At 70.6% G+C, this 26,964-nt stretch carries 19 protein-coding genes; 8 read left to right on the top strand and 11 right to left on the bottom strand.

Annotated elements, in window-relative coordinates; all coding sequences use genetic code 11:
• Nucleotides 1-7: 7 nt before the first annotated feature.
• From FHY02_RS08165 to FHY02_RS08140, 6 genes are read right to left on the bottom strand one after another with little or no spacing between them, the layout of a single operon-like run.
• Complete coding sequence (locus FHY02_RS08165) at nucleotides 8-814, bottom strand: SGNH/GDSL hydrolase family protein (protein ID WP_183921278.1); 807 nt, start codon at nucleotides 812-814, stop codon at nucleotides 8-10.
• Nucleotides 814-1,965: a glycoside hydrolase family 76 protein gene (locus FHY02_RS08160; RefSeq protein WP_183921277.1), complete on the bottom strand. Its 1,152-nt coding sequence runs from the start codon at nucleotides 1,963-1,965 to the stop codon at nucleotides 814-816. Before FHY02_RS08160 ends, FHY02_RS08165 begins: the two co-directional genes overlap by 1 nt.
• Nucleotides 1,965-4,751 carry a TonB-dependent receptor gene (locus tag FHY02_RS08155; protein WP_183921276.1) on the bottom strand — a complete coding sequence of 929 codons (2,787 nt, stop codon included), beginning with the start codon at nucleotides 4,749-4,751 and terminating at the stop codon, nucleotides 1,965-1,967. The genes FHY02_RS08160 and FHY02_RS08155 overlap by 1 nt, the downstream gene beginning before the upstream one ends.
• Nucleotides 4,752-4,788: 37 nt before the next feature.
• Nucleotides 4,789-6,513, bottom strand: a complete 1,725-nt coding sequence (locus FHY02_RS08150; RefSeq protein WP_221198480.1) for a class I mannose-6-phosphate isomerase — start codon at nucleotides 6,511-6,513, stop codon at nucleotides 4,789-4,791.
• Complete coding sequence (locus FHY02_RS08145; RefSeq protein WP_183921275.1) at nucleotides 6,500-7,429, bottom strand: ROK family protein; 930 nt, start codon at nucleotides 7,427-7,429, stop codon at nucleotides 6,500-6,502. Before FHY02_RS08145 ends, FHY02_RS08150 begins: the two co-directional genes overlap by 14 nt.
• The gene (locus FHY02_RS08140; RefSeq protein WP_183921274.1) at nucleotides 7,426-8,763 is read right to left on the bottom strand and encodes a sugar porter family MFS transporter; all 1,338 of its coding nucleotides are present in this window, start codon (nucleotides 8,761-8,763) and stop codon (nucleotides 7,426-7,428) included. The genes FHY02_RS08145 and FHY02_RS08140 overlap by 4 nt, the downstream gene beginning before the upstream one ends.
• A gap of 260 nt (nucleotides 8,764-9,023) precedes the next feature.
• Between FHY02_RS08140 and FHY02_RS08135 the strand changes: the two genes are divergently transcribed.
• Nucleotides 9,024-10,211: an ROK family transcriptional regulator gene (locus FHY02_RS08135; protein ID WP_260172690.1), complete on the top strand. Its 1,188-nt coding sequence runs from the start codon at nucleotides 9,024-9,026 to the stop codon at nucleotides 10,209-10,211.
• A gap of 12 nt (nucleotides 10,212-10,223) precedes the next feature.
• Here FHY02_RS08135 and FHY02_RS08130 read toward each other — a convergent pair whose 3' ends face one another.
• On the bottom strand, nucleotides 10,224-11,651 hold the full coding sequence (locus tag FHY02_RS08130; RefSeq protein ID WP_183921272.1) for a glycoside hydrolase family 125 protein: 1,428 nt from the start codon (nucleotides 11,649-11,651) through the stop codon (nucleotides 10,224-10,226).
• A 175-nt stretch (nucleotides 11,652-11,826) separates the two neighbouring features.
• Here FHY02_RS08130 and FHY02_RS08125 point away from each other — a divergent pair, with 175 nt between their 5' ends.
• Complete coding sequence (locus tag FHY02_RS08125; RefSeq protein WP_183921271.1) at nucleotides 11,827-13,278, top strand: glycoside hydrolase family 125 protein; 1,452 nt, start codon at nucleotides 11,827-11,829, stop codon at nucleotides 13,276-13,278.
• A gap of 156 nt (nucleotides 13,279-13,434) precedes the next feature.
• Here FHY02_RS08125 and FHY02_RS08120 read toward each other — a convergent pair whose 3' ends face one another.
• From FHY02_RS08120 to FHY02_RS08110, 3 genes are all read right to left on the bottom strand, one after another.
• Nucleotides 13,435-14,265: a 23S rRNA (adenine(2030)-N(6))-methyltransferase RlmJ gene (locus FHY02_RS08120; protein ID WP_183921270.1), complete on the bottom strand. Its 831-nt coding sequence runs from the start codon at nucleotides 14,263-14,265 to the stop codon at nucleotides 13,435-13,437.
• A 64-nt stretch (nucleotides 14,266-14,329) separates the two neighbouring features.
• A complete protein-coding gene (locus FHY02_RS08115) occupies nucleotides 14,330-14,908 on the bottom strand; it encodes a pseudouridine synthase (RefSeq protein ID WP_183921269.1) in 579 nt (192 codons plus the stop codon).
• Between the two features lie 134 nt (nucleotides 14,909-15,042).
• Nucleotides 15,043-17,961, bottom strand: coding sequence for a TonB-dependent receptor (locus FHY02_RS08110; RefSeq protein WP_183921268.1), 2,919 nt, complete (start codon nucleotides 17,959-17,961; stop codon nucleotides 15,043-15,045).
• Nucleotides 17,962-18,116: 155 nt separating this feature from the next.
• Between FHY02_RS08110 and agaR the strand changes: the two genes are divergently transcribed.
• On the top strand, nucleotides 18,117-18,896 hold the full coding sequence (gene agaR, locus FHY02_RS08105) for a transcriptional repressor AgaR (RefSeq protein WP_183921267.1): 780 nt from the start codon (nucleotides 18,117-18,119) through the stop codon (nucleotides 18,894-18,896).
• A 323-nt stretch (nucleotides 18,897-19,219) separates the two neighbouring features.
• Here agaR and FHY02_RS08100 read toward each other — a convergent pair whose 3' ends face one another.
• Nucleotides 19,220-20,305, bottom strand: a complete 1,086-nt coding sequence (locus FHY02_RS08100) for an amidohydrolase family protein (RefSeq protein WP_183921266.1) — start codon at nucleotides 20,303-20,305, stop codon at nucleotides 19,220-19,222.
• Nucleotides 20,306-20,434: 129 nt separating this feature from the next.
• Here FHY02_RS08100 and FHY02_RS08095 point away from each other — a divergent pair, with 129 nt between their 5' ends.
• The 5 genes from FHY02_RS08095 to FHY02_RS08075 all read left to right on the top strand — a co-directional run bounded on the left by FHY02_RS08095 (nucleotide 20,435) and on the right by FHY02_RS08075 (nucleotide 26,870).
• Nucleotides 20,435-22,528, top strand: a complete 2,094-nt coding sequence (locus FHY02_RS08095) for a glycoside hydrolase family 36 protein (RefSeq protein ID WP_183921265.1) — start codon at nucleotides 20,435-20,437, stop codon at nucleotides 22,526-22,528.
• Complete coding sequence (locus FHY02_RS08090) at nucleotides 22,525-23,451, top strand: DMT family transporter (protein WP_183921264.1); 927 nt, start codon at nucleotides 22,525-22,527, stop codon at nucleotides 23,449-23,451. The genes FHY02_RS08095 and FHY02_RS08090 overlap by 4 nt, the downstream gene beginning before the upstream one ends.
• 71 nt (nucleotides 23,452-23,522) lie before the next feature.
• On the top strand, nucleotides 23,523-24,806 hold the full coding sequence (locus tag FHY02_RS08085; protein WP_183921263.1) for a D-tagatose-bisphosphate aldolase, class II, non-catalytic subunit: 1,284 nt from the start codon (nucleotides 23,523-23,525) through the stop codon (nucleotides 24,804-24,806).
• Nucleotides 24,799-25,941: an SIS domain-containing protein gene (locus FHY02_RS08080; protein WP_183921262.1), complete on the top strand. Its 1,143-nt coding sequence runs from the start codon at nucleotides 24,799-24,801 to the stop codon at nucleotides 25,939-25,941. The genes FHY02_RS08085 and FHY02_RS08080 overlap by 8 nt, the downstream gene beginning before the upstream one ends.
• Complete coding sequence (locus FHY02_RS08075) at nucleotides 25,938-26,870, top strand: N-acetylglucosamine kinase (protein ID WP_183921261.1); 933 nt, start codon at nucleotides 25,938-25,940, stop codon at nucleotides 26,868-26,870. The genes FHY02_RS08080 and FHY02_RS08075 overlap by 4 nt, the downstream gene beginning before the upstream one ends.
• Nucleotides 26,871-26,964: the final 94 nt, after the last annotated feature.

Here is a 26,964-nt window from a genome sequence, read left to right as displayed (position 1 = left end):
GCGCGGGTCAGCTGGTGTTGCGCAGCAGGCGTATGAGGGCCGCGGCTATAACGGCATGTCCCGCCGCGGTCGGGTGCCACGACGCTCCCGTGTCAGAGTGCCCGACGGCATAGGGCTCGGCCGAGCAGGAATCGTGGCCGCGCGAGAGCGCGCCGGCGCGCAGCAGCGTCGCGCGCTCGCGCCGCGCGACCGCCGCGGTGACGCGCGCGAGATGGCGGACGGTCGCGCGCGCCCGCGCCAGCCCCGCCGCGTCATAGGGGATGGAGGCGCAGGGCCGCGCCGGCAGCATGTCGAGATAGTCGACGAACACGAGCCGGGCGCGCGGTGCGCGGCGGCGCACCTGGCGCGCGATCTCGGCGAGGTTGCGCCCCAGTCGCGTCCATTCCGCCGCGGTCGGGGCGGGCGGCGGGCCGCAATGCGAGGCCGCACCGTCGCGCGCTGGCGTGCACTCGGCGCGGGCGAGGTCGCTGACGAGATGCACATCATTGCCCCCGATCGTCACCGTCACCAGCCGGGTCGCGGCGGTGAGATGGTCGATCTGCGCCGGCAGTTCGTCCCAGGCGCGGAGCAGATGCTCGGTGGTGGCGCCGCCGCAGCTCGCGTCGACGAGGTCGAGGTGAAGCCGCGCCGCGACCAGCCGCGGGTAATTGTTGACCGTCTGGCCGCAGCGCATCGGCGCGGCGGGCGCCGGTGCACCGATCCGCGCGCCCGCCGCATAGGAGCTGCCGAGCGCCACGTAGGTCGAGCCGGATGGCAGCGCCGCAGGGGACGCCGGCGCCGCGGCGAGCGCGAGCAGCGCGACGGCGCCGCGCATCAGTACAGCATCGCCCAGTCGGCCGGGCGCCACGCCGACACGGCCTCCACCTGCACCAGCGCGGCGGTGTCGATCAGCTCGGCCCGGCGGCTCGCGAACTGGACGAGCCCGGCGGCGTTGCGCCGGCGCCGCCACATGCGATCGGCGTAGCCGCGCATCGCGTCGAGGTCTCGGCGGTCGCGGGTCGCGTCGGCGAGCAGCAGCAGATTCTTGAAATAGATCGCGTTGAAGGGCGGGGGCTGGTCATCGACCTGGCCGGTCGCGACGAGCTGCGCGCGGCTCGCCGCGGCGATGCGGCGCGCCTCGGCGAGATAGCGCGCCTCGCCGGTGGCGCGCCACAGCAGCACGTTGACCCCGACCGGCACGCCCTGATTGTAGCTCCACACGCGTGGCTCGATCGTGCCGTCGCGCTTGATATGGTCGGCGTAGAGGCCGTCGCGGCGCTGCAAGGTCGCGTTGGTCCAGCGATAATAGCGCAGCGCGTCGTCGAGATAGGAGCGATCGCGCGTGATCATGTACAACCGAACGCCGAGCTCGGCCGCGGGCATGTTCGACACGGTATTGCGGTCGCCGTTGTCGCTTTTCTGCGTCCACATCACCCCGCCGGGCGAGGGCAGTCCCTTCTCCTCGGACCAGCCCGAGCGGATCAGCGCGAAGATCGCGCGCGCGCGGCGCAGCGACTCGGCGTCGCGGCGGAAGAGATGGTGCTGCACCTCGGCGAGCCCGACCCACATGTTGTCGTCGTAATAGAGGTCGTCGCCGTGGCCCAGTGGGGCGACCACCTTGGCGAGATGGCCCGCGACGCCGGTGGTCGAGACCGTCGACCAGTAACGCTGCTGCGCCGCGCGCACCTGGGCGAGCGCGGGCGCGAAGCGGCGCCCCGCGGCACCCGGCATCATCGCTAGGTCGAGCAGCGCGACATGCGCCTGCGAGAAGGGCCATTCGGTCGAGTAACGCTCGTCGCCCGCGCGCGGCGGGTGGTACTCGCGGTAGAGCCCAGTGCCGTCGCCCACCGCGAATGCCTTCTCGAGCGCCGCGTGCCAGGCGAGCGCGCGCGCGGCGGGGTCGGGCGCGGTCGCCGCCGTCCCCCGCGCGCCGGCGAGCGCCAGCGCACCGCCGACGAAGGCGCGGCGCGTCGGAAGCGCCGCCATCAGAAGCGGAACCGCGCGCCGAGCGCGAAGACGCGGCTCTCGTAGCGGACGTCGCGCGGGTAGCTCGCGTTGGCCAGCCCCGGCACCGCGCGCAGCGCGCGATAGGGCGAGCCGGTGATGTTGCTGACGTCGAAGGTCAGCGTCACCGCCTCGATCGCGGCGACCGAGAGCGAGAAGTCGAGCCGCTCGATCGGCCGGTTGAACTCGGCGCCGATCAGCTGCCCGGCAGGGTCGGTGGCGAAGAAGTTGGTCACGCGCGAGCGCCAGTTATAGGCCAATCGCGCCGACACCGGCCCCTTCTCGTAGATGCCCACCGCGTTGTAGCTCCACTTCGACACGCCGGGAATGTCGCTGTCCTGTCCGGCCTCGCCCAGCGACACGGGCAGCGCCTGCGACGCGTCGATATAGGTGGCGTTGAGCTGGGTGCCGAAGCCGCTCAGCACGCCCGGCAGGAAGTCGAAGAAGGTCTGGAACGCCACCTCGGCGCCCTGCAACCGGCCCTTGCCGCCGTTCTCGGGGCGGTTGACCGTCACGAGCGTGGGATAGCCGAGGTCGACCTGGCTGTTGAGGTTGGTGATGAAGCCCTGCACGTCGCGGCGGAAGATCGCGCCGGTCAGCGAGCCGGTCTTGGAGAAATACCATTCCAGCGAGGCGTCATAGTTGGTCGACAAGATCGGTTGCAGGTTGATGTTGCCGCTGTTGCCGGTGATCGGCGTCACGCCGGGGCTGCCGATCGTCACCGCCGGATTGAGCTGGTTGTATTCGGGCCGGGTGCGGGTCTCGGTCGCGGAGAGGCGGAGCTGGAGCTGATCGGTGAACTTGGCGCGGAACGAGGCGCTGGGTAGCACGTCAACGTAGTTCTGCCGCGAGGTGGTGGTCCGAAGCTCCCCGTCGACCAGCGCGTTGCCGGTCAGCTGCGCCTTGGTGTTGACGATCCGGGCACCGACCACGCCGTCCACCGGTACGCCGCCGACGTCGAAGCCGTAGTGGAACTGCCCGTAGAAGGCGTAGGATTTCTCCAGCGCGTCGAGCCGCTCGTTCTGGACGTAAGCGGGGATGTCGGAGTTCCACAGCGCGCGCTCGGCTTGCGCGTTGGCGGTGCCGATCTGGTCGAGGCCATTACGAGCGAGGTCGCGCAGCGCCTCGATATTGTCGACGATCCCCGAACGGGTCGGCGCATACCACTGGCTGAGCCCGGGTGCCTGGCCGCCACGGAAGCCGCGGTCGATCGGCGTGCCGGTGTCCCCGCCGGGGATGTCGGAAAGGCGCAGGCCGAGCGGGCGCAGCGTGGCATAGCGGCCGCCGCTCTGCAGCCGCGCGTCGCGGTCGGTCAGGCGGAAGCCGACGTCGAGCTGGGTGATCACGGGCAGCTCGGTGTCGAGCTTGAGGTCGACGCGCCACTGGATGCCCTTGCCGGTCGCCAGCGAGCGGCGGTCGTAGATGCCGCGTAGAATATAGCTGTTGGGGTCGTTGGCGGCGAAGCCGGGCAGGCCAAACTGGGCGCCACCGTCCTGCCCGCCGATATCGAAGACGAGGTTGGCGGACTGCGCGGTCGCGGGCGCGAAGTCGACGTTATAGTCGGTATATTCGGCCTTGGAGTCGGTATAGGCGAAGTCGGTCGTCAGCGTCGCGCGGCCGGTCTTCCACGAACCGCCGATCGCGCCCTGATAGGCGTTGGTGCGTCCCGCGCGCGTGCTGCGCGAGAAGTCGATGCCGCGGTCGTTGGCGAAATCGGGCGTGACGGTGACGCTCTCGAGCGTGCCGGGCTCTGCGGCGTTGCGCACGATGTTGGTCAGCGCCGGGTTGTTGTTGACGAGGTCGAAGCCGGCGAAATCGTTGGCGACGTCGGTCCGCGCGCCCTGGAACAGCCCGTCGACGTAGAATTCGAGGTTGGGGGCGGGGCGCCACTGGATCGTGCCGTTGACCGACGGCCGCCAGCGCTTGCCGCGGTCGTAATAGACGCCGGCGCTCTCGGGCAGCACGAAGTCGCGCGGGCCGTCGACCGGCTGGTTCGCGCCCGGGCTGACGATGTTGCCGTTGATGTAGCGCGACGAGGTCAGGTAGTGGAGCTGGGTGTAGGACACGTTGACCAGCGCGCCCAGCTCGCCGATCGACGTGTCCCAGCGGTCGGTCACGAGCACGTTGAAATTTGGGTCGTACTTGCGTGCCTGGTCGCCGTAGGTGCCGCGCACCGCGCCCGCGATCTGGAAGCCGTCGAAGTCGAACGGACGGCGCGAGCGCACGTTGATCAGGCCGGCGATGCCGCCCTCGATCAGGTCGGCGCTGGTGGTCTTGTACACCTCCAGCCCGGCGAGCGCGCCGGCGGGGAAGTCCTGCAGCGCGACGTTGCGCAGCTCGGCGGTGAACATCTCGCGGCCGTTGTAGGTGGTGGTCAGGTTGGGCAGGCCGCGGACCTGGACGCCGCCGGCCTCGTCGCTGCTGCGATTGACCTGCACGCCGGTGATCCGCGCCAGCGCCTCGGAGGCGTTGTTGTCGGGCAGCTTGCCGATGTCCTCGGCGACCACCGCGTCGACGATCTGGTCGGAGTCGCGCTTGAGCGCCTGCGCGGTCTGGAGGCTGCGGCGCAGCCCGGTGACGACGATGTCGCCCGAGCCCGGCGCCGCGGCGACCGCGCCGTCCGCCGCGGCCGGCGGTCCGGCCTCGGCGGGCGCCTGACCCTGTGGCGCGGCGGGCGGCGCGTCCTGCGCGACGGCCGCGGCGGGCCATAGCGAGGCGGCGGCGAGCGCGAGCGCGGACGTCCGCGCGAGCTGGTTCAACTGGATCATGGTCACTCTCCCCTGCGTTCTTGTCGTCGCTGTCGTCCTACTGGTCGGTCGGGCGCACCCAGGCGCGCATCACCGCGGAGGCCCCGCCCGGCGGCCCGAGCGAGCGCAGCCGGTAGCGGCCGAGCGCCGCCGGGATGACGAAGGTCTCGGCATAATGGACCTCGAAGGGCGCGAAGGCGCCGTCGGGGCTCTCCACCATCGCCGCCGTGCCGGCGACGAGGTTGAGGACATTGAGCGTGCCCGCGGTGTCGAGCTCGACGCTCGTCTCGAACCAGGCGCGCTCGGTCTCGATGAACTCGAGCGGGTGCAGACCGGTGCGCTCGCGGCGCCAGTCGCTCCCGCTGGCGACGGGCGTGACCTGGTTGACCAGCTCGGTGCGCGTCACCGTCTCGCGGCGGGTCCAGTCGATGTTGGCGAGGCCGTGCTCGAGGTGGATCGGGCGCGGGCGGCCGTCGAGCCCGAGACGGTCCCAGTCCCACATTTTGAAGGTGAAGATGTACGGCGTGGCGCTGATCTCGAGCACCATCGCGTCGCGTCCGGAACAGTGGATCGTGCCGGCGGGGATCAGGAAATGGTCGTGCGCGCGCGCGGGCAGGCGGTTGACCAGCGCGTCGACGTCGGGCGCTGGCCCGCCCGCCTGTGCCGCGCTCAGCGCTTCGCCGAGGGCGGCGGGCTCGGCCGCATCGGTGAGCCCGAGATAGACGCACGCGTCGGCGCCGGCGTCGAGCAGATAATAGCTCTCGTCCTGGGTGTAGGGCAGGCCGAAGGCGGCGCGCGCGTAGTCGGCGCGCGGGTGGACCTGGAGCGAGAGGTTGCCCCCCTCCATCGTGTCGAGCAGGTCGAAGCGGATCGGGAACTCGGCCCCGAAGCGCGCGACGATGTCGCCGCCGAGCAGCGCGTCGGGACGGAGCCGCACGAGGTCGAGCGCGGGGAGCTCGAATGCCTCCTCACCGAAGCCGAGCAGCAGGCTGTTCTCCTCGGGCACGCAGTCGAAGCACCAGGCGTAGTTGGGCGGGCCGTCGGGCAGGTCGAAGGTGCGCCGCATCCACTGCCCGCCCCACGGCCCGGCGTCGAAGAAGGGGACGACGCGGAACGGGCGCGCGGCGACCGCGTCGAGCGCGCGATGGTAGGTGTCGCCAGCGATCATCCGCGGCACCGGCCCGTTCGCCTCCACCACGAAGTCGGCCTTGGGCAACAGCGCGTACTTGATGGCGTCGCCGACGCGCCAGTCGACGAAGAAGGCGCGGCGGTAGAGCGCCGCCGCGCGCGCGGGGCGGTCGCTTCCCCCGAGGTTGGCGATCTCGCCGCGGCGCTGGCGCTGCTGGAGCTCCCAACGTGCCATGGCGACATAGACCAGCCGGTCGCGCGCGCGCAGCACGGTCGCGGCGCCCGGGCCGACGACGATCGTGCGACGGCCCGGCACACGTCCCGCACGCCACGCCGCGACCTTGGCCGCGTCGAGGAAGTCGGCGATGCCGATCGCGGGGAAGCGCGCGAAGACCGGGTCGTCGCCGAGCAACGCGTCGATCTCGCCGTCGAGCACCGCGGGATCGCGGAACAGCGCGGCGGTGTCGACCACCTCCGCCTCGGGCCACGCCTCGCGTAGCGCCGCGACGATCGCCGGCACCGGCGCGCCGGGATAGCATTCGACGCAGAGGTCGCGTGCCGCGGCGAGCTGCGGCAGGATCGCGTCCCACCCGACCAAACAGGCATCCGCCGCGTCGTCGACACGGACGACGGGCCGCTTGTCATAGTTGGTCACGATGGCTCTCCCACAGCGGCGTGGCGCCGAGCAGCGCGGCGTCGGCGCCGAGCGCGCCGCGCAGCACCAGCGGCGGCTCGCCCAGGCACCAGGCGTGGCGCCGCACATGCGCCTGGATGAAGGGCACCACCTCCGCCGCCGCGGCGACCCCGCCGGTGACCAGCACGCGCGTCGCGTCATAGGCGTGGACCAGGTTGAGCGCGGCGGCCGACCAGGCGGCGAGGCAGGCGGTGCGCACCGTAGTCGCGCCGTCGTCGCCGGCGCGCGCGAGGTCGAACACCGCCTTGAGGTCGGGCGCGGCGAGGTCGTGGAGCGCGCCGCGCCGCGGCAGCGCCGCGATCAGCCGCGGCAGCGCCCAGCTCGACGCCAGCGCCTCAGCGCAGCCGATGTTGCCGCACAGGCACGCCGGCCCGTCGATCGCGACGGTGAGATGGCCGCCGAGCACCGAGGCATGCCCGCTGCGCCCGCGCACCACCGTGCCCCGCATCAGCGCGGCCGAGCCGATCCCGGTGCCGAGGCTGAGCAGCACCGCGTCATCGGCGTCGCGCAGCGCGCCGAACCGATGCTCGCCGAGCAGCGCCATGCGCCCGTCGACCTCGAGCAGCAGCGGAAGGCCGAGCCGCACGCGTGCCCAGCCGGCGAAGTCGAAGCCGACCGCGTCCTCGAACTTACCCGCGGGAGTCGACACGACGCGGCCCGAACGCGGGTCGACCAGGCCGGGGAAGGCGACCGACACGCCGCCGGCGGGTTCACCCCGGTGCAGCGCCGTCAGATGTGCCTCGAGCACCGGCAGCACCGCTGCCAGCGAGGTCGGCGCGGCCAATTTCATCTCGCGCCGCCCCTCTACCGTGCCGCCGCGCACGCGCGCGCAGGCGATGTGCGAGCCGCCGACGTCGACCGCGAGATAGGCGGTCACCGTGCCGACTCCACCGTGCCGCGCATCTGCCGCTCGATCTGCTCGAGCGACGCGCCGCGGGTCTCGGGGAACCAGCGGAACACCAGCACGCACTGCGCCGCCATGCACGCGGCGAAGAACAGGAACGGCGCGGCCGGCGACGCGGCGGCGGCGACGGGGAAGATCGCCGCGACCAGCGCGTCGAACAGCCAGATCGTGCCCGCGCCCAGCGCCTGGCCCGCGGCGCGCGCGTGCGCCGGGAAGATCTCGCTGAGATAGACCCAGATCACCGCGCCCTGCGAGGTGGCGAAGGCGGCGATGAAGCCGACGAGCACCGCCAGCATCAGCGCGCGCGGCAGGAGGCCGAGCATGATCGCGGTCGCGGCGAGAAGCAGCACCGCCATCGCGGCGCCACCGGCGAGGAGGAGCGGGCGGCGGCCGAGCCGGTCGATCAGCGCCATGCCGACGAGCGTGAAGATAAGGTTGGCCGCGCCCACCGCGATCGCCTGCAGGTCCGCTGAGACCTGGCGGAACCCGGCCGCCGCGAAGATGTCGTTGAGGTAATAGAGGATGGCGTTGATGCCGGTGAGCTGGTTGAGCGCGCCCAGCACGATCGCGAGGATCATCGGCCGCGGCGCCTCGCGCCACAGCGACGCCAACGACGCCGCGCGCGCCGGCGGGGCAGGGGGCATGTCGACCGTGACGTCACCGTGGAGCAGCAGCGCCGCCGCCGCGGCCTCGTCGCGTCGGCCGCGGAGCATCAGCCAGCGCGGGCTGTCGGGCACCGCGACGAGCAGCAACTGGAACAGCGCGGCGGGCAGCGCGGTCAGGCCGAGCTTCCACCGCCACGTCGCTGCGGCGTCCGCGAGTAGCGCACCGACCGCGGCGTTGCTGGCGTAGGCGAGCAGGATGCCGGTGACGATGCTGACCTGGAAGCTGCCGACGATCGCCCCGCGGCGCGCGGGCGGCGCCACCTCGGCGAGATAGACTGGGGCGAGCACCGACGAGGCGCCGATCGCGACCCCGGCCATGACGCGGAACAGGAGCAGCGCGCCCCAGTCCCACGCCAGCGCGCAGCCGAAGCCGGAGACGAGGTAGAGCGCCGCGGCGAGCCGCAGACCCGCGCGCGCGCCGCGGCGGTCACCGTACACGCCGGCCAGTGCGGCGCCGACCATCGTGCCCAGCAGCGCGGACGACACTGTCGCACCCAGCGCGGCGGGCGAGAGGCCGAACTGCGCGCGCAAGGCGCCGGTCACGCCGGCGATCACCGCGGTGTCGAAACCGAAGAGCAGCCCGGAGAGCGAGACCGCGAAGGCGGTGAACAACAGGCGCGTGCGCGACGCTGCACTGCCCATGGCACGCTCCTCCCGACCGGAGGCGACACGAGGCCATCGCGCCACCCTCTCCCTCCTGCCTCGCCGTGTCGCGCTTTGTGTCACGCCCGCGATAGGCGCGCCGCGATCGGGGCAGTTGTCCTCCTTTCCCGCGAACCAGCGCGAACGTCAATTAAAAAAGAAAGTAGGTGTAAGTTTGGAGCAGTGCAGCAGTTGTGCGTGATGCTTGCGGCGTTTACCTGTGAAAGACCGCTACCCTCGCACCCGCTCGGAGACCCTTGTTGCCCCTGCCACCTCATGCGACGGGAGCGAGCGGGACGGCTCAGCGGACGCTGCACGGCACCAACCCGGCGCGCGCGGGCGAGCGCAACGAGCGGCTCGTGCTCGAGGCAATTCTGCGCGCGGGGGAGTCGACGCGCCTCCAGCTCGCGGAGCAGACCGGCCTGTCGCCAGCGGCGATCGCGAACATCACCCAGCGGCTGACTGACCGCGGCTTCGTGTTCGAAAAGGGCCGGCGCACCGGCGTGCGCGGCATGCCCGCGATCCGCTTCGCGGTGAACCCCGACGGCTGCTTCAGCTACGGCGTCAACATCGACCGCGATCATGTCACGCTCGTCGCGCTCGATCTCACCGGCGCGGTGCGCGCGCGCTACACGCAGGAGATCGACTTCGCCGCGCCGCGCGCGGTCGCCGCTTTCATCGGCGACGCCATCGCCACCTTACTGGCCGAGGGCCTGATCGAGCGCGACCGCGTGCTCGGCATGGGTGTCGCACTACCGGGGGGGCTGGGACACGTCGACCTGCCCGGTCTGCCGCGCGCCTATGCCGAGTGGGACAGCGTCGACCTGCCCGCGCTGCTCGGGCCGCTCGGGACGTGGCCCGTGGTCACGGAGAATGACGCGGCCGCGGCGGCGATCGGCGAGGCGCGTTTCGGCAGCGGGCTGGCGCACCGCAGCTTCTTCTACGTCCTGCTCTCCGCAGGACTAGGCGGCGGGCTGGTCGTCGCCGGCAACTATCACCATGGCGCCACCGGGCGCGCCGGGCGCATCGGCTTCCTGACCGATCGCGCCGGCGCGCCGCTCCAGTCGATCGTCTCGCTCTCGGCGCTCAAGACCGATCTCGCCGCGCACGGCCTCGCGCCGATCGCGCCCGCCGAGCTGGCGAGCGCCGATGCCGCCGCGAGCGCGGTGATCCGCGGCTGGATCGAGCGCGCCGCCGCGGCGCTGGCGGGGCCGATCGCGACGATCAGCTGCCTGATCGATCCCGGCGCCATCGTGATCGGCGGACGGCTGCCGGTGCCGCTGATCGATGAACTCACCGCCGCGATCGGGCGGCACCGCGACGCGGTGGACGATCCGGTGGTGCCCGCCGCGCCCGTGCTGACCGCACAGCTCGCCGCCGACGCGCCCGCGATCGGCGCGGCGATCCTGCCCTTCAACGACCTCGTCTTCCTGTCGGCGGACGACTGAGCCGCGTGCGCCTCAGAACCGCTCCGCGAGCAGACGCGGGTAGCGCGCGGCGACCGCCCCGATCATCTGGCCGAACATGCCGTTCACCCAAGCAAACCAGGCGCGGGTGAAGCGCGCCGGATCGTCCTTGTGGAAGGACTCGTGCATGAAGCCGGTACCGGCGTGGGTTGCCTTGAGCGTGCGCAAGCAGTCGCGCACCACTCCCTCGTCGCGCGTCACCATCGCGCGCGCGATGATCGCCATCGGCCACACCTTGTCGAGCCCCATGTGCGGGCTGCCGATGCCGCTCGCGGCGCTGCCCTGCACGAAGAACGGATTGCGCGGACTCCACGCCAGTTCGGCGGTGCGCTGGTAGAGCGGGTCGTCGACCGACGCCGCCTCGATCAGCGGCAGGCCGTACAGGCTGGGAATGCCCGCGTCGTCGGCGAACAGCCAGTTGCCGAACCCGTCCACCTCATAGGCCCAGACCTGCCCGCCGCGCCCGTCGGGCACGATCGCGTGCTTGCGAAGCGCCGCCTCGACCTCGTTCGCCAGCGCCTCTGCCTCGCGCGCGGCGTCGGCGTCGTCGCGCGCCTCGCGGTGGACGCGCGCGACCTGGCGCAGGCTCGACACCGCGAACAAATTGGCGGGGACGAGGAAGGGGTAGACACAGGCGTCGTCGGAGGGGCGGAAGGCCGAGTGGATCAGGCCGACCTTGTTCGAGGGCGGGCCATAGCCGTCGAGCATCAGGCTGTCGGTCGGGATCTTGGTGAGCCGCTGGTAGCGGTACGGGCCCGGCGCCTCCTTGCGCTGCTGCACCCGCAGCGTCTCGACGATCAACGCGGCCGAGCGGCGCCACAGGTCGTCGAACGGCGTCCGGTCACGCGTCGTCGCCCAGAAATCGTGCGCGAGCCGCATCGGGTAGCAGAGCGAGTCGATCTCCCATTTGCGCTGTGCCACGCCGGGCCGCATCTCGGTGTCGTCGAGCGTGGCCGAGTCGAGGTTTGAGCGCGCGCCAGGGTCGCGGACGAAGGCGTTGGCATAAGGGTCGATCAGGATGCAGCGTGCCTGGCGCTGGATCAGCCCGTGCAGCATCTCGCGCAGGGGCCGGTCGTCCCGGGCGAGAGGTAGATAGGGTTCGACCTGCACCGCGCTGTCGCGCAGCCACATCGCGTCGATGTCGCCGGTGATCACGAAGGTGTCGGACTTTCCGTCGATCGTGCCGGTGAAGACGGTGGTGTCGAGCGTGTTGGGATAGCAATTCTCGAACATCCAGGCGAGTTCGGGGTCGGCGATCCGCGCCTTGAGGCGGCTGAGCTCGCGTTCCACCGCGGCGCTCACGAAGCGCCGCTTCGCCAGCGGTGGGCGCTGGCTGACGAAACTGGCCGGGGCCGCGGCCGCGGGTGCGCCGATCGTCAGCGCGGCGGCGGCGCCCATCACGGCGCGTCGCGTCGGGTGCATGTCTCTCTCCTGGTCTGCCCCGGTGCTGCCGGTAATCAAGGACGATGTGACACGCGGACGGAGGTGCAGCAATCAAAAAGAAAGTAGGTGGAAGATTGAGCTGCGACTATGCTAGCCAGGCGGATGAGAGGCGCGCGCCGAAGTAGTGCGGGCCGGCAGGCGAGGAGGATCGAGTATGGAAGGTCGACACGGCGCCGGAACGGGCGCGACGCTGGGCCTCGACCGACGCACTCTGCTGGCCGCGCCGGCCGCGCTCGCCGCCGCCCGCCCCGCCTGGGCCGCGACGCCGGCGCGACCGTCGAAGCGACCGCCGCTATCCGAGCGTCGGTTCCACAGCGCCGCGGTGGAGCATGAGATCGTGCGCGTGAAGCGGCGGATCGCCGACCCGAAGCTCGCTTGGATGTTCGAGAATTGCTACCCGAACACGCTCGACACGACGGTGTTGTCAGTCACCGACGACGACGCCTTCGTCATCACCGGCGATATCCCGTGCCTGTGGCTGCGCGACTCCTCGGCACAGCTGCGCCCCTATCTCCACCTCGCCGCCGGCGACCCGGCGCTGACCAGGCTGTTCCGCGGGTTGATTGCGCGGCAGGCGCGCTGCGTGCTGATCGATCCTTATGCCAACGCTTTCCTGCAGGATCCGAGCGGGCGCACCGACCTGGACTCGTCGCAGCACGACCAGACGGAGATGAAGCCGGGCGTGGCGGAGCGGAAGTGGGAGGTGGACTCGCTCTGCTACGTCCTGCGGCTCGCCTCGAGCTATTGGCGCGCGACCAGGGACCGCGCGCCCTTCACCGCGGAATGGGCGCAGTCGGCGCGCGCGATCGTCCGCACCTTCCGCGAGCAGCAGCGCCGCGACGGGGCCGGCCCGTACCGCTTCCAGCGCAGCAGCGTGCAGCCGACCGAAACGCAGCTGTGGAGCGTCGGCAATCCCACGCGGAAGGTCGGCCTGATCCACTCGAGCTTCCGTCCGTCCGACGACGCGACGATCCTGCCGTTCCTCATCCCGGCCAACATCTTCGCCGCGCGCACGCTGCGTGAGCTCGCGGTGGTCGCGACCGAGGCGCGCGGCGACGCCGCGCTCGCCACCGACGCCGCCGCGCTGGCGGCGGAGATCGAGGCCGCGCTTGCCGAGCACGGCCGCATGCGACTGGCGGACGGGAGTGAGGTGTGGGCGTTCGAGGTCGACGGCTTCGGCAACGCGCTGTTCATGGACGATTGCTGCGAACTCTCACTCTCCGGCCTGGCGTTTCTCGGCTGCGCCGCGCCCGACGATCCGCTGTGGCGCCGCACCGAGGCGGCGGCGTGGAGCGAGCGCAACCCCTGGTTCGTTCGCGGTCGCGCCGGGGAGGGGCTGGGCGGGCCGCACGCCGGCTTCGACCTGATCTGGCCGATGGCGACGCTGGTGCGCGCCGCCTCGAGCCGCGACGACGCGCTGGTCCGCGCCTGCCTCAGGTCGGTGCGCGACACCGATGCCGACACCGGCTTCGTCCACGAGACCTTCCACAAGGACGATCCCGCGCGCTTCACTCGGCCGTGGTTCGCCTGGGCTAACGGGCTGCTGGGCGAACTGATCGTGACCCTGGCACGCGACAGGCCGCAGACGCTGCGCCAGCGACTCTGAGGTGATGGCCGGATCACGCCGACCATCGGCAGCACGGCCGCTCCGCTTGCCAGATTAGCGTGAGTAGCGGGGCGAGCCAGGCTCGCGTCAGACGATCGCTGACGTGATCAGCATGACCAACGGCCCGCTAGCACGCGGGTCGTCTCTGGCCGAGTCTCACTGCTTCAACCAATCCGCTGTGATGTCGCCCCGATGCCCTTCCGGCGCCAGTGCGGCGCGAAGCGCTTCCAGCAGGGGCGGCAACGCCTGCGTGAAGGCATAGGGCGGATTGATGATGAACAGGCCGGCGCCGTTGTAGATGCCGGGTGCATCGGCATCGTACAACCAATGCTCGATCGACAGGAACTTCGCGATGTCGAGCCGCCGCAAGGCGTCCTTCCATCGCTGATGCGTCACGCGATCCTTCAGAGGATACCAGATCACCGTCACGCCATGCGCCCATTTGCGGTGCGCCGCGGCCAGGGTGGTAGTGATGCGGGCGCGTTCGTCGGTCTGCTCATACGGTGGATCGACCACTACCACCCCGCGACCGGTGCGGGTCGGCAGCAGCGCCAGCCACAGCTCGTAGGCGTCGCGCTCATGCACGGCAGCGGGCGTGCCGCGCATCGCGGCGCGCAGGGCGCGCGCGTCCTCGGGATGCTTCTCGTTGACGATCAGCACGTCCTGCGGGCGCAGCAACTGCGCGAGGACCTGCGGTGAGCCGGGATAGAGACGCGGCTCCGCCCCGGCATTCACTGCCCGTACGGCAGCGCGGTAGCTGTCCAACAAAGGATTGGCGTCGGCGAGGGCCCGCAGCACGCCGTGCGCGGCCTCGCCCGTGCGCTGGGCCTGTGCGCCGCCGAGATCGTAGAGCCCGCAGCCGGCGTGCGTGTCGATCAGGGTCAGCGCGCCGTCTTTCTGCTGCAAGGCTCGAACCAGCGCGATCAGCAGGCTGTGCTTCACGACATCGGCGCTGTTGCCGGCATGGAAGGAGTGGCGATAATTCATCTTCGATCTGAGCCTTGCTGACCTGCCCTTGCACGAGCCGCCGCTCTCGTGACGCGCTTTGCCCTCATGCAGACCGGCCGCTGCCGGGCGCGCTCGGTTCTGCCAGCGCCTCGTATGCGCCCGGCGCGATCCCGACGAGCGACCAGTCGCCGATCGACCAGCGGACCAGCCTCAGCGTGGGCAGCCCGACCGCGGCGGTCATGCGGCGTACCTGCCGGTTGCGCCCTTCGCGGATGGTGAGCCTCAGCCAGCTGTCGGGGATCAGCGCGCGGCGGCGGATCGGCGGATCGCGCGGCCACAGGTCCGGTGCATCGATGCGATCGACCTCGGCGGGAAGTGTCATGCCATCCTTGAGTCTGACGCCCTGCCGCAGGCGCGCCAGCGCCGGTTCCTGCGGATCGCCTTCGACCTGGACAAGATAGGTCTTGGGCATCTTGAAGCGTGGATCGGCGATGCGTGCCTGTAGCCGGCCGTCATCGCAGAGCAACAGCAGGCCCTCACTGTCGCGATCGAGCCTCCCGGCGGGATAGACCCCTTTCACGTCGATGAAGTCCGATAGCGTCGCGCGAGCCGTCGGCGATCCGCGGTCGGTGAACTGGGAGAGGACCCCGAACGGTTTGTTGAACAGCAGCAGCCGGCTCATCCGGCGGCCTTATCGCTCGGCCGGGGCGATGTCTCCTGGCGCGTGCACGGGCGCGGCGAGCGCGACAGACCAGGCAAGCCGCCACGGCCGACCCTTATTCGTCCTGATGCGCCCCCGCCTGTCGTGTCACGCGATCACAACCGTCCGCGCACCCCGAAGAAGAAGGCGCGGCCCGAATATTCGTAGAAGTTGGGGACATTGCGCAGGTCGTTGAAGCGCTTCACCGCCTGGCCGAGCAGGTTCGAGCCCTGCGCATAGACGGTGAGGTGGCTGCTCAGGTCATAGGACAGAGTCGCCGAGACCTCGTGGTATGGATCCTCCTTCACCGGCAGATAGGCGAGATTGCCCGACTGCGCGTAGGTGAAGCGCGACTGGAAGCTGTACGACACCTGCGCGCCGATCCCGTGGTTCTCGTAAAACAATTTGCCGTTGGCGGAGAAGGGGATGGCGCCGGGCAGGTCGGTGGTGACGTCGCCCGACGTGGCGCGCGAGCGGTTGTAGGTGAGGTTCGCCTGCACGCCGAAGCCGTTGTCGAGGAAATACTGGCCGCCGACCTCCACGCCGTAGACGTCGGCGCTGTCGCCGTTGCGCACCTGGTATTCGACGAAGTCGAAATTTTGCTGCTGGTTGGCGGGCTGCGCGGTCGGCGTGACCACCACGTCGACCGGCACGGTCGAGACGAAATTGGTGATATGCTTGTAGAAGGCCGCCGCGGTCAGGGCGAGGCGGTTGGACGGATAATATTCGAGCGACAGGTCGAGCTGGTTGGCCTCGGTCGGCTTCAGGTTCGGATTGCCCGCGTCATAGATGATATAGGTGCCCGACTGCGCCGAAGTGGCGTCCTTGGCGGGGGACAGCTCGGCGAAGGTCGGGCGCGAGATCGCCTGCGACGCCGCGAGCCGCACGCGCAGCCCGTCCGCGAGATCATAGGCGAAGTTCGCCGCGGGCAGCAGCCGCAGATAGTCGCCGCCGCCCGTGATCGGCTCGACCTCGTTGAAGGCGACCGCATTGTCCTGCGTGCCGGCGCGCGGGATGATCGTCGCGATCGAGGCGCCGTAGCCCACCGACGACACCTTGGTGGCGACCAGTCGCCCGCCGATGTCGGCGCGCCAGCGCTCGCCGGCGAGGTTGAACTGGACGTAGCCCGCCCAGGTGCGCTCGCGGATGCGGTAGGAGGCGGGCAGGTCGTCCTGGATGATCTGGGTCGAATAGCCGGCGGGATAGGGCGACAGCGCGCAGCCGTCGACCGTCGCGCCGCTCGCATCGAGGCAGCTGTTGGGGTTGAGCACCGCCGGGTTGTTGTCTGCGCGGGGCAAGGCCGCCAGATAGGTGTCGATGTCGAAATTGGGGAAGTTGCGCGGGAAGTTGCCCGGCAGCTTGCTCAAGATGTTGCCCTGTCCCGGGCGCACCACGTCGGCGCCGATCTGCCCGAAGGTGAAGGGGTAGCCGCAATAGTTGCACGAGGTGGTGTACTGATTGTCGACCGTGGTGACGTTCTTGCGACGATCGGTCCAGGCGGCGCCGAAGCTGATCGCCTTGAACGCGCCATTGTCGACGCGATACTCGCCGTCCATCTTGCCGCTCTTGATTTCGTCCGAGATGTCCTGGCCCTGGATGCCGATATAGTGCGCGCGATAGTCGTCGTTGGTGGCTTGGTCGATCGTGCGCCCGCCCGGTAGCGTGATCGCGAGATCGGGCAGGCCGTTGTCACGCGTTGCGAAGGTCGCCGAGGCACCGGGGACGCCCGCGACGACGAAGCGGTTGCGCCCGCCGGTATTGTTGGTCGCCTTGCCGTAATAGCCGTCGAAGGCGAGCTTGAGCTGGTCGACCGGACGCCAGTCGATGTGGCCGCCGATCTGATAGGTCTGGCTCTGCCGCGGCTCGTCGGTGGTCAGCACCTCGGAGACGAGGTCGTTGATCGCGAAGCCGGTGACCACGTTGTTGCGATCGACCGAGATCGACGCCGGGTCCCAGCGCGGCGCGCCGTCGTCGCCGAGCGGGTTGAGATAGTTGGACGAGCGGTAATTGTGTTGGGTGACGTCGAAATGGCTGTAAACGCCGTCGATGGTCAGCTCGAAGCGGCTCGACGGCTTCCACTGGAACGCGCCCGCCGCGCCGATCCGCTCGCGCTCGCCGGTGACATAGCCGACGCTGTAGTAATCCGGCCAGATATAGGCCGGGCCGGCGGTGTTCGGGTCGACCTTGCCGTCGCGGTTGAAGTCGATGCCATAGCCCGCCTCCGTTCCGTCGGTGATCGAATATTCGCCGAGGTTGTCGGTGCGGAACTTGTACTTGTTGTAGCTGGCGCCGACCAGAAGCCCCATCGTGTCGTCGGCGAAGGTGGTGCTGACGACGCCGCTGGCCTTGTAGCCGCCCTTGTCGACCAGGTCGTTATACTGGCCCTCGAGCGCGGCGGAGGCGTGGAAGCCGGGGCGGTCGAGCGGTCGCGCGGTACGCAGGTCGACGTTGCCGCCGATGCTGCCCTCCAGCTCGGACGCACGTACCGCCTTCTTCACCTCGGCGCCCGAGATGATCTCGGACGGCAGCACGTCGAACTGGAACGAGCGGTCGGTGCCGTCGGTCGGCAGGATGCGGCCGTTGAGCGTGGTGATGGCGAAATTGGAGCCGAGCCCGCGCACGGTGATGTCGCGTCCCTCGCCGCGGCCGTCGCGTCCGACCGTCACGCCCGGGATGTTGGCGAGCGCCTCGGCGACGTTGCGATTGGGAAACTTGCCGAGCTCCTCGGAGGAGATGGCGTCGACGATCGTGTCGGCGTTGCGCTTGGCCTGGATCGAGCGGAGCAGGCTGCCGCGGACGCCGCGCACGACGATGTCGCCGCCGGTCGTCACCGGGCCGTCGGGCTGGCCAGTCTCGCCGGGCTGCTGCGACGGGTCGGACAGCACCGCCTGCGGGTCGGGCGAGGCGGTGGAGGACTGCTGCGTGCCGTCGACCGGGGCGGTGGCGTCCTGCGCCGCAGCCTGGCTGGCGATGAGCAGGGCGGCCAGGCTCGCGCCGGCCAGGATCTTGCCACGCCCGTGCTGCAGCTGCGTCATCGCCACTCTCCCTCTTCGCCGCACCCGATGCGAAACGTTGCGACTTGCTATCGTGAGCGTAGCAATACTGTCAAATAGAAAAGAAACGAAACCTAGCGGGAGCATTGTAGCCGCCGGTCACGGCTGGTAAGCCGGTGCGCGAACGGGAGGATGCGATGTCCACGGTACGGGACACCAGCGGCAGACGGCAGCAGATCAGCGCGATGGTGCGCGAGCGCGGCAGCGTGCAGGTGGCGCCGCTCGCCGAGCGCTTCGGCGTGTCGATGCAGACGATCCGCAAGGACCTGCACTTCCTCGCGAAACGCGGTGTGGCCGAGCGTTCCTACGGCGGCGCGATCGTCGCCGACGCGGTCAACGTGATCGCCGAACCCGCGGTGGAAGCGAAACGCGCGGCGCACGTCGACGAGAAAGCGCGGATCGGCGCGATGGCGGCGGCGATGGTGCGGCCGGGCGAGTCGGTGGTGCTCGACTCGGGCACGACGACGCTCCAGATCGCGCACCATCTGCCCGACGATGAGGAGATCACCGTCCTCACCAACGACCTCGACATCCTCTGCGCGCTGGCGCGCAAGGAGCGGATCCGCGTCGTGATGCTGGGCGGCGCGCTGCGCCGGCGCAATCGCGCCTTCTACGGCGCGCAGACCGAGGCCGCGCTGGACGACCTGCACGTCGACAAGCTCTTCCTCGGCGTCGACGGCTTCGACCTCGAGCGCGGCATTACCACGCACTACGAGCCCGAGGCGATGCTCAACCGCAAGATGGTGCGGGCGGCACAGCAGGTGATCGCGGTGACCGACCAGTCCAAGTTCGGCCGCGTCTGTCTCCACCGCATCCTCAACGTCGCCGAGATCGACGACCTCGTCACCGACGCCAGCGCCCCCGAGGGATTGCAGGCCGCGGCCGAGCGGCTGGGGTTCCGCCTGCACGTGGCGTGAAGGGGGGCGTCTCCGCGGACGCGGAGATAGCGGTGGTGAGCGCGCCCGTGTTCCTGCACACGCAGGAACCAGGGGGCAGGTGCGGTGTCGCGCGTGACTCTGGGCTCCTGCGTGCGCAGGAGCACGGGGATTTCGAGCGAGCCGCTCCCTTTCCCTTTCCTCCGTCATCCCGGACTTGTTCCGGGATCCACGGTGCCGCGTGTTCCATGCCCCGTTGCTCTCGCGGACGGCTGGATCCCGGACCAAGTCCGGGATGACGGGTTGTGCGTGTGGGGGGAGTGGCGGGGGGCACAAGCCTCAGCCGCGCCACCTTACCCACCACCTCACCTCGCCAGATGGAAGAACCGTCGCGCATTGCCCCAGTAGATCTTGTCGATCACAGCGCGGGGCAGGTTGAGCCCCTTGGCGTCGGCGCCGATGGCGTCGACGCGCTGCGGCAGCGGCGTCGCGAGATAGCGCCAGTCGGCGCGCCAGACGCGGTCGGCCTCCTTCGGGAAGTCGCTGGTGGCGGGCGGGTTCTGCGCGCGCGCGGCGGGATCGGGTGGGCTGTCGGTGAGGTCGGTGCCGTAGAGGATGCGGTCCTGGTACTTGATGAAGAAGGCGCGCACCTTCGCGAGATCGGCGTTCGACTGGACCTGCAGGTTGGACAGGCGCGCGGCGAGGTCGACCACGGTGTTGGGGTAGCGGTCGAAGAAGCGCGCCAGCTCGTCGACGCTCCACTCCAGGCTGGCCATGTGCGCGCCGTCGAACGCCAGCTTCGGGTGGCGCGCGACGAAGCGGTCGCGCGCTGCCATCAGTGCCTCGTAGCTCGGCTCCTCCGGGTGGAGGTACATGTAATATTCGGGGTGCGCCTTGAAATATTCGCGGTCGTTGTCGGTCGTCATCTGGTCGAGCGGCAGCCAGCAGTTCTTGGGCTCGGCCTGGTGCGCGATCAGCGGGATGCCGCGCTGCTCGAGATGCGCCATCACGCCGTCGAGCCGCGGATCGTCGAGGAAGACGCGTTTGCCGCTCGCGTCCTTGGCGACCATCCCGATGTTCTTCCACACCTTCACCGCGATCGCGCCGCGCGCGAAGGCCTGATCGAGCTGCGCGATCGTGCGCTCGGTCCAGCCCGGCGTACCGAAGCCCGCCATCGAGAAGGTGGTGGCGTAGCGGAAATGCGCCGGGTCGGCGGCGCGCATCGTGCGCGCGATCGCGGCCTGGCGCGCGAGCGGGGGAAAGTCGGGATAGTCGACGTTGATCGACAGCACATCGAAGCGGTCGCGCTTGGCGAGGGCGAGGAAGCTCGAATCCTCGACATTGGCATGAAAATGCGAGTCGAACTTGGCGACGCGCGCGAAGTCGGCCTCGGTGTAATGCGCCACGGGCGTCGCCGCGCTCGCCATCAGCAGGACCGCGATCAGGCTCATCGTCTCTCTCCCACTCGCGCGTAACGAAAGAAAACGCGCCTTGATGTTGCGGTTTTTGTTTGCGCGTCCGTCCGCGTTGGTGCAAGCTCTTTCTCACCGGCCATCGAGCCGCACAGGAGAGAGTCAGCGATGCCGTTCACCTCCGTCACGCGTCGATCCATGCTCGGTCGCCTGCTCGTCGGGGGCGCGGCGGTGGCGCTGCCCGATCTCGGCAGCGCGGTCTGGGCGGCCGCGCCCGCGGGGGTGCGGCTGAGCGACGGCACGCTGACGATCGACTATGATCGCGCCATGCGCGCCACGGTCGCGCATCGCGGCCAGGTGATCACGCCGCGCGCGCAGCCCGAGGCGCTGTTCCTCGCCGGCGCCGCGCCGCTCGGCAGTTTCCTGCTGCTCGACCATCGCGAGGAGGCTGCGGCGGGGCCGCACGGCAGGGGGCGGCGCCACGTGCTGCGCGCCACCGCGGGCGGGCAGGTCGAGCAGACCGTGGCGGTGACCTTCCTCGACGCTTTTCCCGGCCTCGCGCTCTACGAGGTGAGCTACCGCAACACCGGCGTGGCGCCGCTGGCGATCGCCGGCTGGCGCGTCGCGACGCACGACCTCACCGCGCACGCCGACGGTGCCTGGACCTTCGCGGGGGCCTCCTATCCCGACCGGCGCGACTGGGTGCAGAAGGTCGCGCCGGGGTTCGAGCAGCGCAACTTCATGGGGATGAACGCCTCCGACTATGGCGGCGGAACGCCCGTGGCGGTGGTGTGGCGCCGCGACGTCGGGCTGGCGGTCGGCCATCTCGAGACCAGCCCGCGCCAGGTCGCGCTGCCGGTCGCCGCGCAGCCCGGCGCGACTCGATTGGGACTGAGCGGCGATCAGCCCGCGCTGCTCGCGCCGGGCGCGACGCTGACGCTGCCGACCGCTTTCCTGATGGCGCACGCCGGCGATCATTTTCGCCCGCTCGACGCCTATCGCCGGCTGATGGCCGAGCGCGGGGTCGAGGCGCCCCCGATCCCCGAGTCGAGCTACGGGCCGATCTGGTGCGCCTGGGGCTATGAGCGCGACTTCACGCTCGACCAGGTCTATGGCACTTTGCCAAAAGCCAAGGCACTCGGCTTCGAATGGGCGGTGCTCGACGACGGCTGGCAGACCGCGGAGGGCGACTGGAAGCTCAACCCCGCCAAATTCCCGCGCGGCGACGCCGACATGCGCGCCTTCACCGATCGCATCAAGGCGGACGGCATGCGCCCGCGGCTGTGGCTCGCGCCGCTCGCGGTCGACCCCGGCACCGACCTGCTGCGCGACCATCCCGACATGCTGCTGCTCGACCGTGACGGCTCGGCGCAGAACGTCAGCTTCTGGAACGCCTTCACGCTCTGCCCGGCGTATCAGCCGACGGTCGATTATTTCCGCGCGCTGGTGCGCCGCATCGTCACCGACTGGGGCTATGACGGGCTCAAGCTCGACGGCCAGCATCTCAACGGCGTCGCGCCCTGCTACAATCCCGCGCACCGCCACGCGCATCCCGAAGAGTCGAGCGAGAAGCTGCAGGACTTCTGGAAGGCGATCCACGACGAGGCGGTCGCCGCTAATCCTGAGGCGGTGCTCGAGTTGTGCCCGTGCGGCGATAGCTTCGCCTTCCACAATCTGCCCGCGACCAACAACACGCCCGCCTCGGACCCGCTGTCGTCCTGGCAGATCCGGCTGAAGGGCAAGACCTTCAAGGCGCTGATGGGTCCGTCCGCGCCTTACTCAGGCGACCATGTCGAGCTGAGCGACGGCGGCGACGACTTCGCCTCCGCCTATGGCATCGGCGCGATCCCCTCGACCAAGTTCACCTGGCCGCGCGACACGCCCAAGCCGATGGAGAAGCTGCCCCCGGGCGGGTTCGTCCTCACGCCCGAGAAGGAAGCGCTTTGGGGCAAGTGGGTCGCGCTGTACCGCGAGCACATGCTGCCCAAGGGGGAGTATCTCGGCGGGCTGTATGACATCGGCTTCGACAAGCCCGAGGCGCACGCGATCGCGAAGGACGGTGCGCTCCACTACGCCTTCTACGCTGATCGCTGGTCCGGACCGATCGCTCTGCGCGGGCTGGGTGAGGGCAGCTACGCGCTGGTGGACGGCTTCAGCGGCCGCTCGCTCGGCACCGCCTCGCGCGCCAAGCCGACGCTCGACGCGACGTTCGAGCGCGCGCTGCTGGTGCGCGCCACCCCGATCGCGCGGGGCGCGGCATGAGCGGGGCGGCGCCGGCGGGGCGCGGCTGGCTCGTCAACGCGCTCGTCACGGTGGTGCTATGGGGCGTGTGGGGGGCCTTCTCGGGCCTGTCGCCGCAGCGCGGCTTTCCCGAGACATTGGTCTATGTCGTCTGGGCGCTGACGATGGTGCCGCCCGCGCTGGTGGTGCTGAGGCAGGCGGGGTGGCGGCTCGACCGCTCGCCGCGCGCGATCGGCTATGGGCTGGCTGTGGGGCTGCTCGGCGCGGGCGGGCAGATGCTGCTGTTCTACGCGGTGGCGCGCGGGCCGGCCTATCTGATCTTCCCGATCATCTCGCTGTCGCCGGTGGTGACGATCGCGATGTCCTTCCTGCTGATGGGCGAGCGCACCGGCAGACTGGGGGCGCTGGGCATCCTGCTCGCGCTGCTGGCGCTGCCCACCTTCGACTTCGCGCCCGGCACGGGCGGGACGGGGGCCTCGGCGGCGTGGCTGCTGCCCGCGGTGGCGGTGATGCTGTGCTGGGGCGTGCAGGCCTATTTCATGAAGGCGGCCAATCACGTCACCTCGGCGGAGAGCATCTTCGTCTACATGACGCTGTCAGGGCTCGCGCTCGCCCCGGTGGCCTGGGCGATGACCGATACCGGCCGCGCGATCAATTGGGGGCTCGACGGGCCCGGGCTGGCCGCGGCGATCCAGCTGCTCAACGCGATCGGTGCGCTGACGCTGGTGTTCGCCTTTCGCTACGGCAAGGCGATCATCGTCGCGCCGCTCGCCAACGCAGGGGCGCCGCTCGCCACCGCGCTGATCTCGCTCGCGGTGCTCCATGTCGTGCCGGGGCCGCTCAAGACGCTGGGGATCGTGCTCGCGCTCACCGCCTCGCTGCTGCTCGCGATCGAGCCCGATGCGGCCGATCCGGAGGGCGAACCCGCAGCCGCGACTATTTAGTTTCGCTAAGTTTCGCTTTCTTGTGTTCTGCTGCGTCCGGCGTTATGTCGGCCGCGTAAAGGGAGACGCACGTGCACTTACTTCTCGACCTGGTGAACCGGCATAAGGCGGGGGAGCGCATCGGCGTGACCTCGGTCTGCTCGGCGCACCCGCTGGTGATCGAGGCGGCGCTGCGCCACGCGCTGGCGAACGGCGCGCCGTTCGCGCTGGTGGAGGCGACCTCCAACCAGGTGAACCAGGACGGCGGCTATACCGGCATGGTCCCCGCCGACTTCCGCGCCTTCGTCGAGCGCATCGCGGCGCGAGTCGCCTATCCGCTCGAGCGGCTGGTGCTCGGCGGCGACCATCTCGGACCGAACGCCTGGACGGCGCTGCCTGAGGCCGAGGCGATGGCCAAGGCCGAGACGATGGTCGCCGACTATGTCCGCGCCGGCTTCGCCAAGATCCACCTCGACTGTTCGATGAGCTGCGCCGACGATCCCGTGCCGCTGCCCGAGCGGACGATCGCCGAGCGCGCTGCGCGCCTGTGCCGCGCCGCCGAGGACGCCTTTTCCGGCGATCCCGCGGCGGCCCCGGTCTATGTCATCGGTACCGAGGTGCCCGTGCCCGGCGGCGCCGCCGAGGACCTCGACGAGCTGGCGGTGACCGATCCCGAAGCGGCGATCGCCACCGTCGACATGCATCGCGAGCTGTTCCGTGCTTCCGGACTCGCCGAAGCCTGGGAGCGCGTCATCGCCACCGTGGTGCAGCCCGGCGTCGAGTTCGACCATGACAAGGTGGTCGACTATCGCCCCGAGCGCGCGGTCGCGTTGAGCCGCGCGATCGAGCCGGTGCGGCATCTGGTCTACGAGGCGCACTCGACCGACTATCAGACGCCGCAGGCACTCGCCGCGCTGGTGCGCGACCATTTCGCGATCCTCAAGGTGGGCCCCGGCGTTACCTTCGCGTTGCGCGAGGCGCTCTGGGCGCTCGACGCGATCGACCGCGAGACGGTCGCCGAGGGCGCGCGCGCGAACCTGCGCGCCGTCACGCTCGAGCGGCTGCGCGCCGAGCCGAAGAACTGGGCGAAATACTACCACGCCACCGGCCCCGCGCTCGACCTGCAGCTGCAGTACAGCCTGTCGGACCGAATCCGCTATTACTGGCCCGACGCGACGATCGCGGCGGCGCAGGAGCGGCTGTTCGCCAACCTGCGCGAGACCCCGCCGCCGCTGCCGCTGCTCAGCCAATATCTGCCCGCGGCCTATGCCGCGGTGCGCGCCGGCCGCGCCGGTCTCGACCCCGCCGAGCTCGTGATGGCGCAGGTCGGCGCCACGCTCGACGCCTATCACGGAGCCTGTTTTCCCCATGACTGACACGCTGATCGCCGCCCCCGCCGCGGAGCCCGGCGACTCCTCCTGGACGCGCCGCGAGATCGCGCAACAGCCCGCGACGCTGCGCGCCACCCAGAAGCTGCTGAGCGAGGCGCGCGGCGAGATCGAGGCGTTCCTCGCGCCGCTGCTCGCGCGTCCAGAGCTGCGTATTGTGCTGACCGGCGCGGGCACTTCGGCCTTCATCGGCGAGTGCCTCGCGCCGTGGTTGTCGCGCGCGCTCGGTCGCGCGGTCGAGGCGATCGCCACCACCGACATCGTCGGCGCGCCCGAGCTGTACCTGCGCGGCGATGTGCCGACGCTGCTGGTCTCGTTCGGCCGCTCCGGCAGCAGCCCCGAGAGCGTCGCCGCGGTCGAGCTGGTCGACCGCCGCGTCGCCGAGGCGCACCACCTGATCGTGACCTGCAATGCCGAGGGCGAACTGGCGCGCCGCGGCGGCGCGCGCGCGCACGTCATCGTGCTGCCCGAGGCAACGCACGACCGCAGCTTCGCCATGACGTCGAGCTTTACCGCGATGACGCTCGCGGCGCTGTCCGCGCTCGGCGGCATCGCCGCGATGGACGCGCGGATCGGTGCCATCGCTGCGGGCGTGCAGGACATGCTGGCGCGCGCCGAGCCGGTCGCCGCGGCGCTCGCCGCGCGCGGGTTCGACCGCGTCGTCTATCTCGGCAGCGGCGTGTTCACCGGGCTGGCGCGCGAGGCCGCGCTCAAGCTGATGGAGCTGAGCGACGGCGCGGTCGTCACCGCCTTCGACAGCGCGCTGGGCTTCCGCCACGGCCCCAAGACGATCATCACCGACCGCACGCTGGCGGTGGTATTCGTCGCCAACGACCCGCTGACGCGTCGCTACGACCTCGACATCGTCGCCGAGCTGCGCGGCGACGCGCGCGCGGGCGAGGTCGCGGTCATCTCGGCGCGGGCGGACGAGGGCGCCACGATCGCGCTCGCCGGGATGGACGACGCGCCGGACGCCGACCTGCTCTTCCCCTATATCGTGCCGGCGCAATTGTTCGCGCTCCACGTCTCGCTCGCGCTCGGGCTCACGCCCGACCAGCCCAACGCGAGTGGCACCGTCAACCGCGTGGTGCAGGGCGTGCGGATCCACGCCGACGAGGCATGAGCGGGCGCCTCTACCTCGGCGTCGACGGCGGCGGGACCAAGACCGAGTTCGTCTGCATCGACACCGCGGGCACGGTGATCGCGAGCGCGGTGACGGGCACGACCTACCATCTCGAGGTCGGCGAGGCGGAAGCGGTGCGGCGCATCGCCGAGGGGGTGAGCGCGATCTGCACCCAGATCGGCGCCGCGCCCGCGCACCTCGACCACGTCTTCCTCGGGCTGCCCGCCTATGGCGAGGACAGCGCGGTCGACCCGCGGCTCGACGCCGGGGTGCGCGAGCTGCTCGGCCACGCGCGCTTCCGCTGCGACAACGACATGGTGTGCGGCTGGGCGGGATCGCTGGCGTGCGCGGACGGGATTAACGTCGTCGCGGGCACCGGCTCGATCGCCTATGGCGAGCGCGGCGGCCGCGGCGCGCGCGCGGGCGGCTGGGGCGAGCTGTTCGGCGACGAGGGTTCGGCCTATTGGATCGCGCGCACCGGACTCACCGCTTTCTCCCGGATGAGTGACGGTCGCTTGCCCATCGGGCCGCTGCACGCGCTGCTGCGCGAGGCGCTCGTGCTCGACGATGACCTGGCGCTGTGCGAGCGCGTGATGGGCGCGCGCGGCATGGCCCGCGGCGAGATCGCGGCGCTGGCGACGCTCGTGTCGCGCGCCGCCGACGCAGGCGACGCCGTGGCGCGCGCGATCCTGGGGGAGGCCGCGGCCGAGCTGGTGCTGCTCGCGACCGCGCTGCGCGCGCGGCTCGGCTTCGATCCGGGCGAGCGCGTGCCGGTGTCCTGGTCGGGCGGCGTGCTCGCCAACGTGCCCGCGGTGCGCGACGCGTTCACAAGGGGACTGGAGGCGGCGGGCTGCGCGCCGGTCGAGCCGCTCCACGCGCCCGGCTATGGTGCGGCGCTCTACGCCCGCCACCTTGCCGCGTCGAGGTAAGCGATTGGGTTCCTCGTCTGATCCGCTGCTGTGCTCCTGCGCGTGCGGGAGCCTGGTGCCACTGGCGCCGCCGGCCATGACGCTGGGCTCCGGC

Origin of the sequence: Sphingomonas sp. BK069, from assembly GCF_014193405.1 — a bacterium.
In the GTDB taxonomy this organism is placed as follows: domain Bacteria; phylum Pseudomonadota; class Alphaproteobacteria; order Sphingomonadales; family Sphingomonadaceae; genus Sphingomonas.
The sequence above is the reverse complement of the archived record's forward strand: the minus strand, read 5'-3'. Positions and strand labels throughout refer to the sequence as shown.

Coding starts and splice junctions, on each gene's coding strand:
- FHY02_RS08165 (WP_183921278.1), bottom strand. CDS start 814: ATGCGCGGCGCCGTCGCGCTGCTCGCGCTCGCCGCGGCGCCGGCGTCC.
- FHY02_RS08160 (WP_183921277.1), bottom strand. CDS start 1,965: ATGGCGGCGCTTCCGACGCGCCGCGCCTTCGTCGGCGGTGCGCTGGCG.
- FHY02_RS08155 (WP_183921276.1), bottom strand. CDS start 4,751: ATGATCCAGTTGAACCAGCTCGCGCGGACGTCCGCGCTCGCGCTCGCC.
- FHY02_RS08140 (WP_183921274.1), bottom strand. CDS start 8,763: ATGGGCAGTGCAGCGTCGCGCACGCGCCTGTTGTTCACCGCCTTCGCG.
- FHY02_RS08130 (WP_183921272.1), bottom strand. CDS start 11,651: ATGCACCCGACGCGACGCGCCGTGATGGGCGCCGCCGCCGCGCTGACG.
- FHY02_RS08125 (WP_183921271.1), top strand. CDS start 11,827: ATGGAAGGTCGACACGGCGCCGGAACGGGCGCGACGCTGGGCCTCGAC.
- FHY02_RS08120 (WP_183921270.1), bottom strand. CDS start 14,265: ATGAATTATCGCCACTCCTTCCATGCCGGCAACAGCGCCGATGTCGTG.
- FHY02_RS08115 (WP_183921269.1), bottom strand. CDS start 14,908: ATGAGCCGGCTGCTGCTGTTCAACAAACCGTTCGGGGTCCTCTCCCAG.
- FHY02_RS08110 (WP_183921268.1), bottom strand. CDS start 17,961: ATGACGCAGCTGCAGCACGGGCGTGGCAAGATCCTGGCCGGCGCGAGC.
- agaR (WP_183921267.1), top strand. CDS start 18,117: ATGTCCACGGTACGGGACACCAGCGGCAGACGGCAGCAGATCAGCGCG.
- FHY02_RS08100 (WP_183921266.1), bottom strand. CDS start 20,305: ATGAGCCTGATCGCGGTCCTGCTGATGGCGAGCGCGGCGACGCCCGTG.
- FHY02_RS08095 (WP_183921265.1), top strand. CDS start 20,435: ATGCCGTTCACCTCCGTCACGCGTCGATCCATGCTCGGTCGCCTGCTC.
- FHY02_RS08090 (WP_183921264.1), top strand. CDS start 22,525: ATGAGCGGGGCGGCGCCGGCGGGGCGCGGCTGGCTCGTCAACGCGCTC.
- FHY02_RS08080 (WP_183921262.1), top strand. CDS start 24,799: ATGACTGACACGCTGATCGCCGCCCCCGCCGCGGAGCCCGGCGACTCC.
- FHY02_RS08075 (WP_183921261.1), top strand. CDS start 25,938: ATGAGCGGGCGCCTCTACCTCGGCGTCGACGGCGGCGGGACCAAGACC.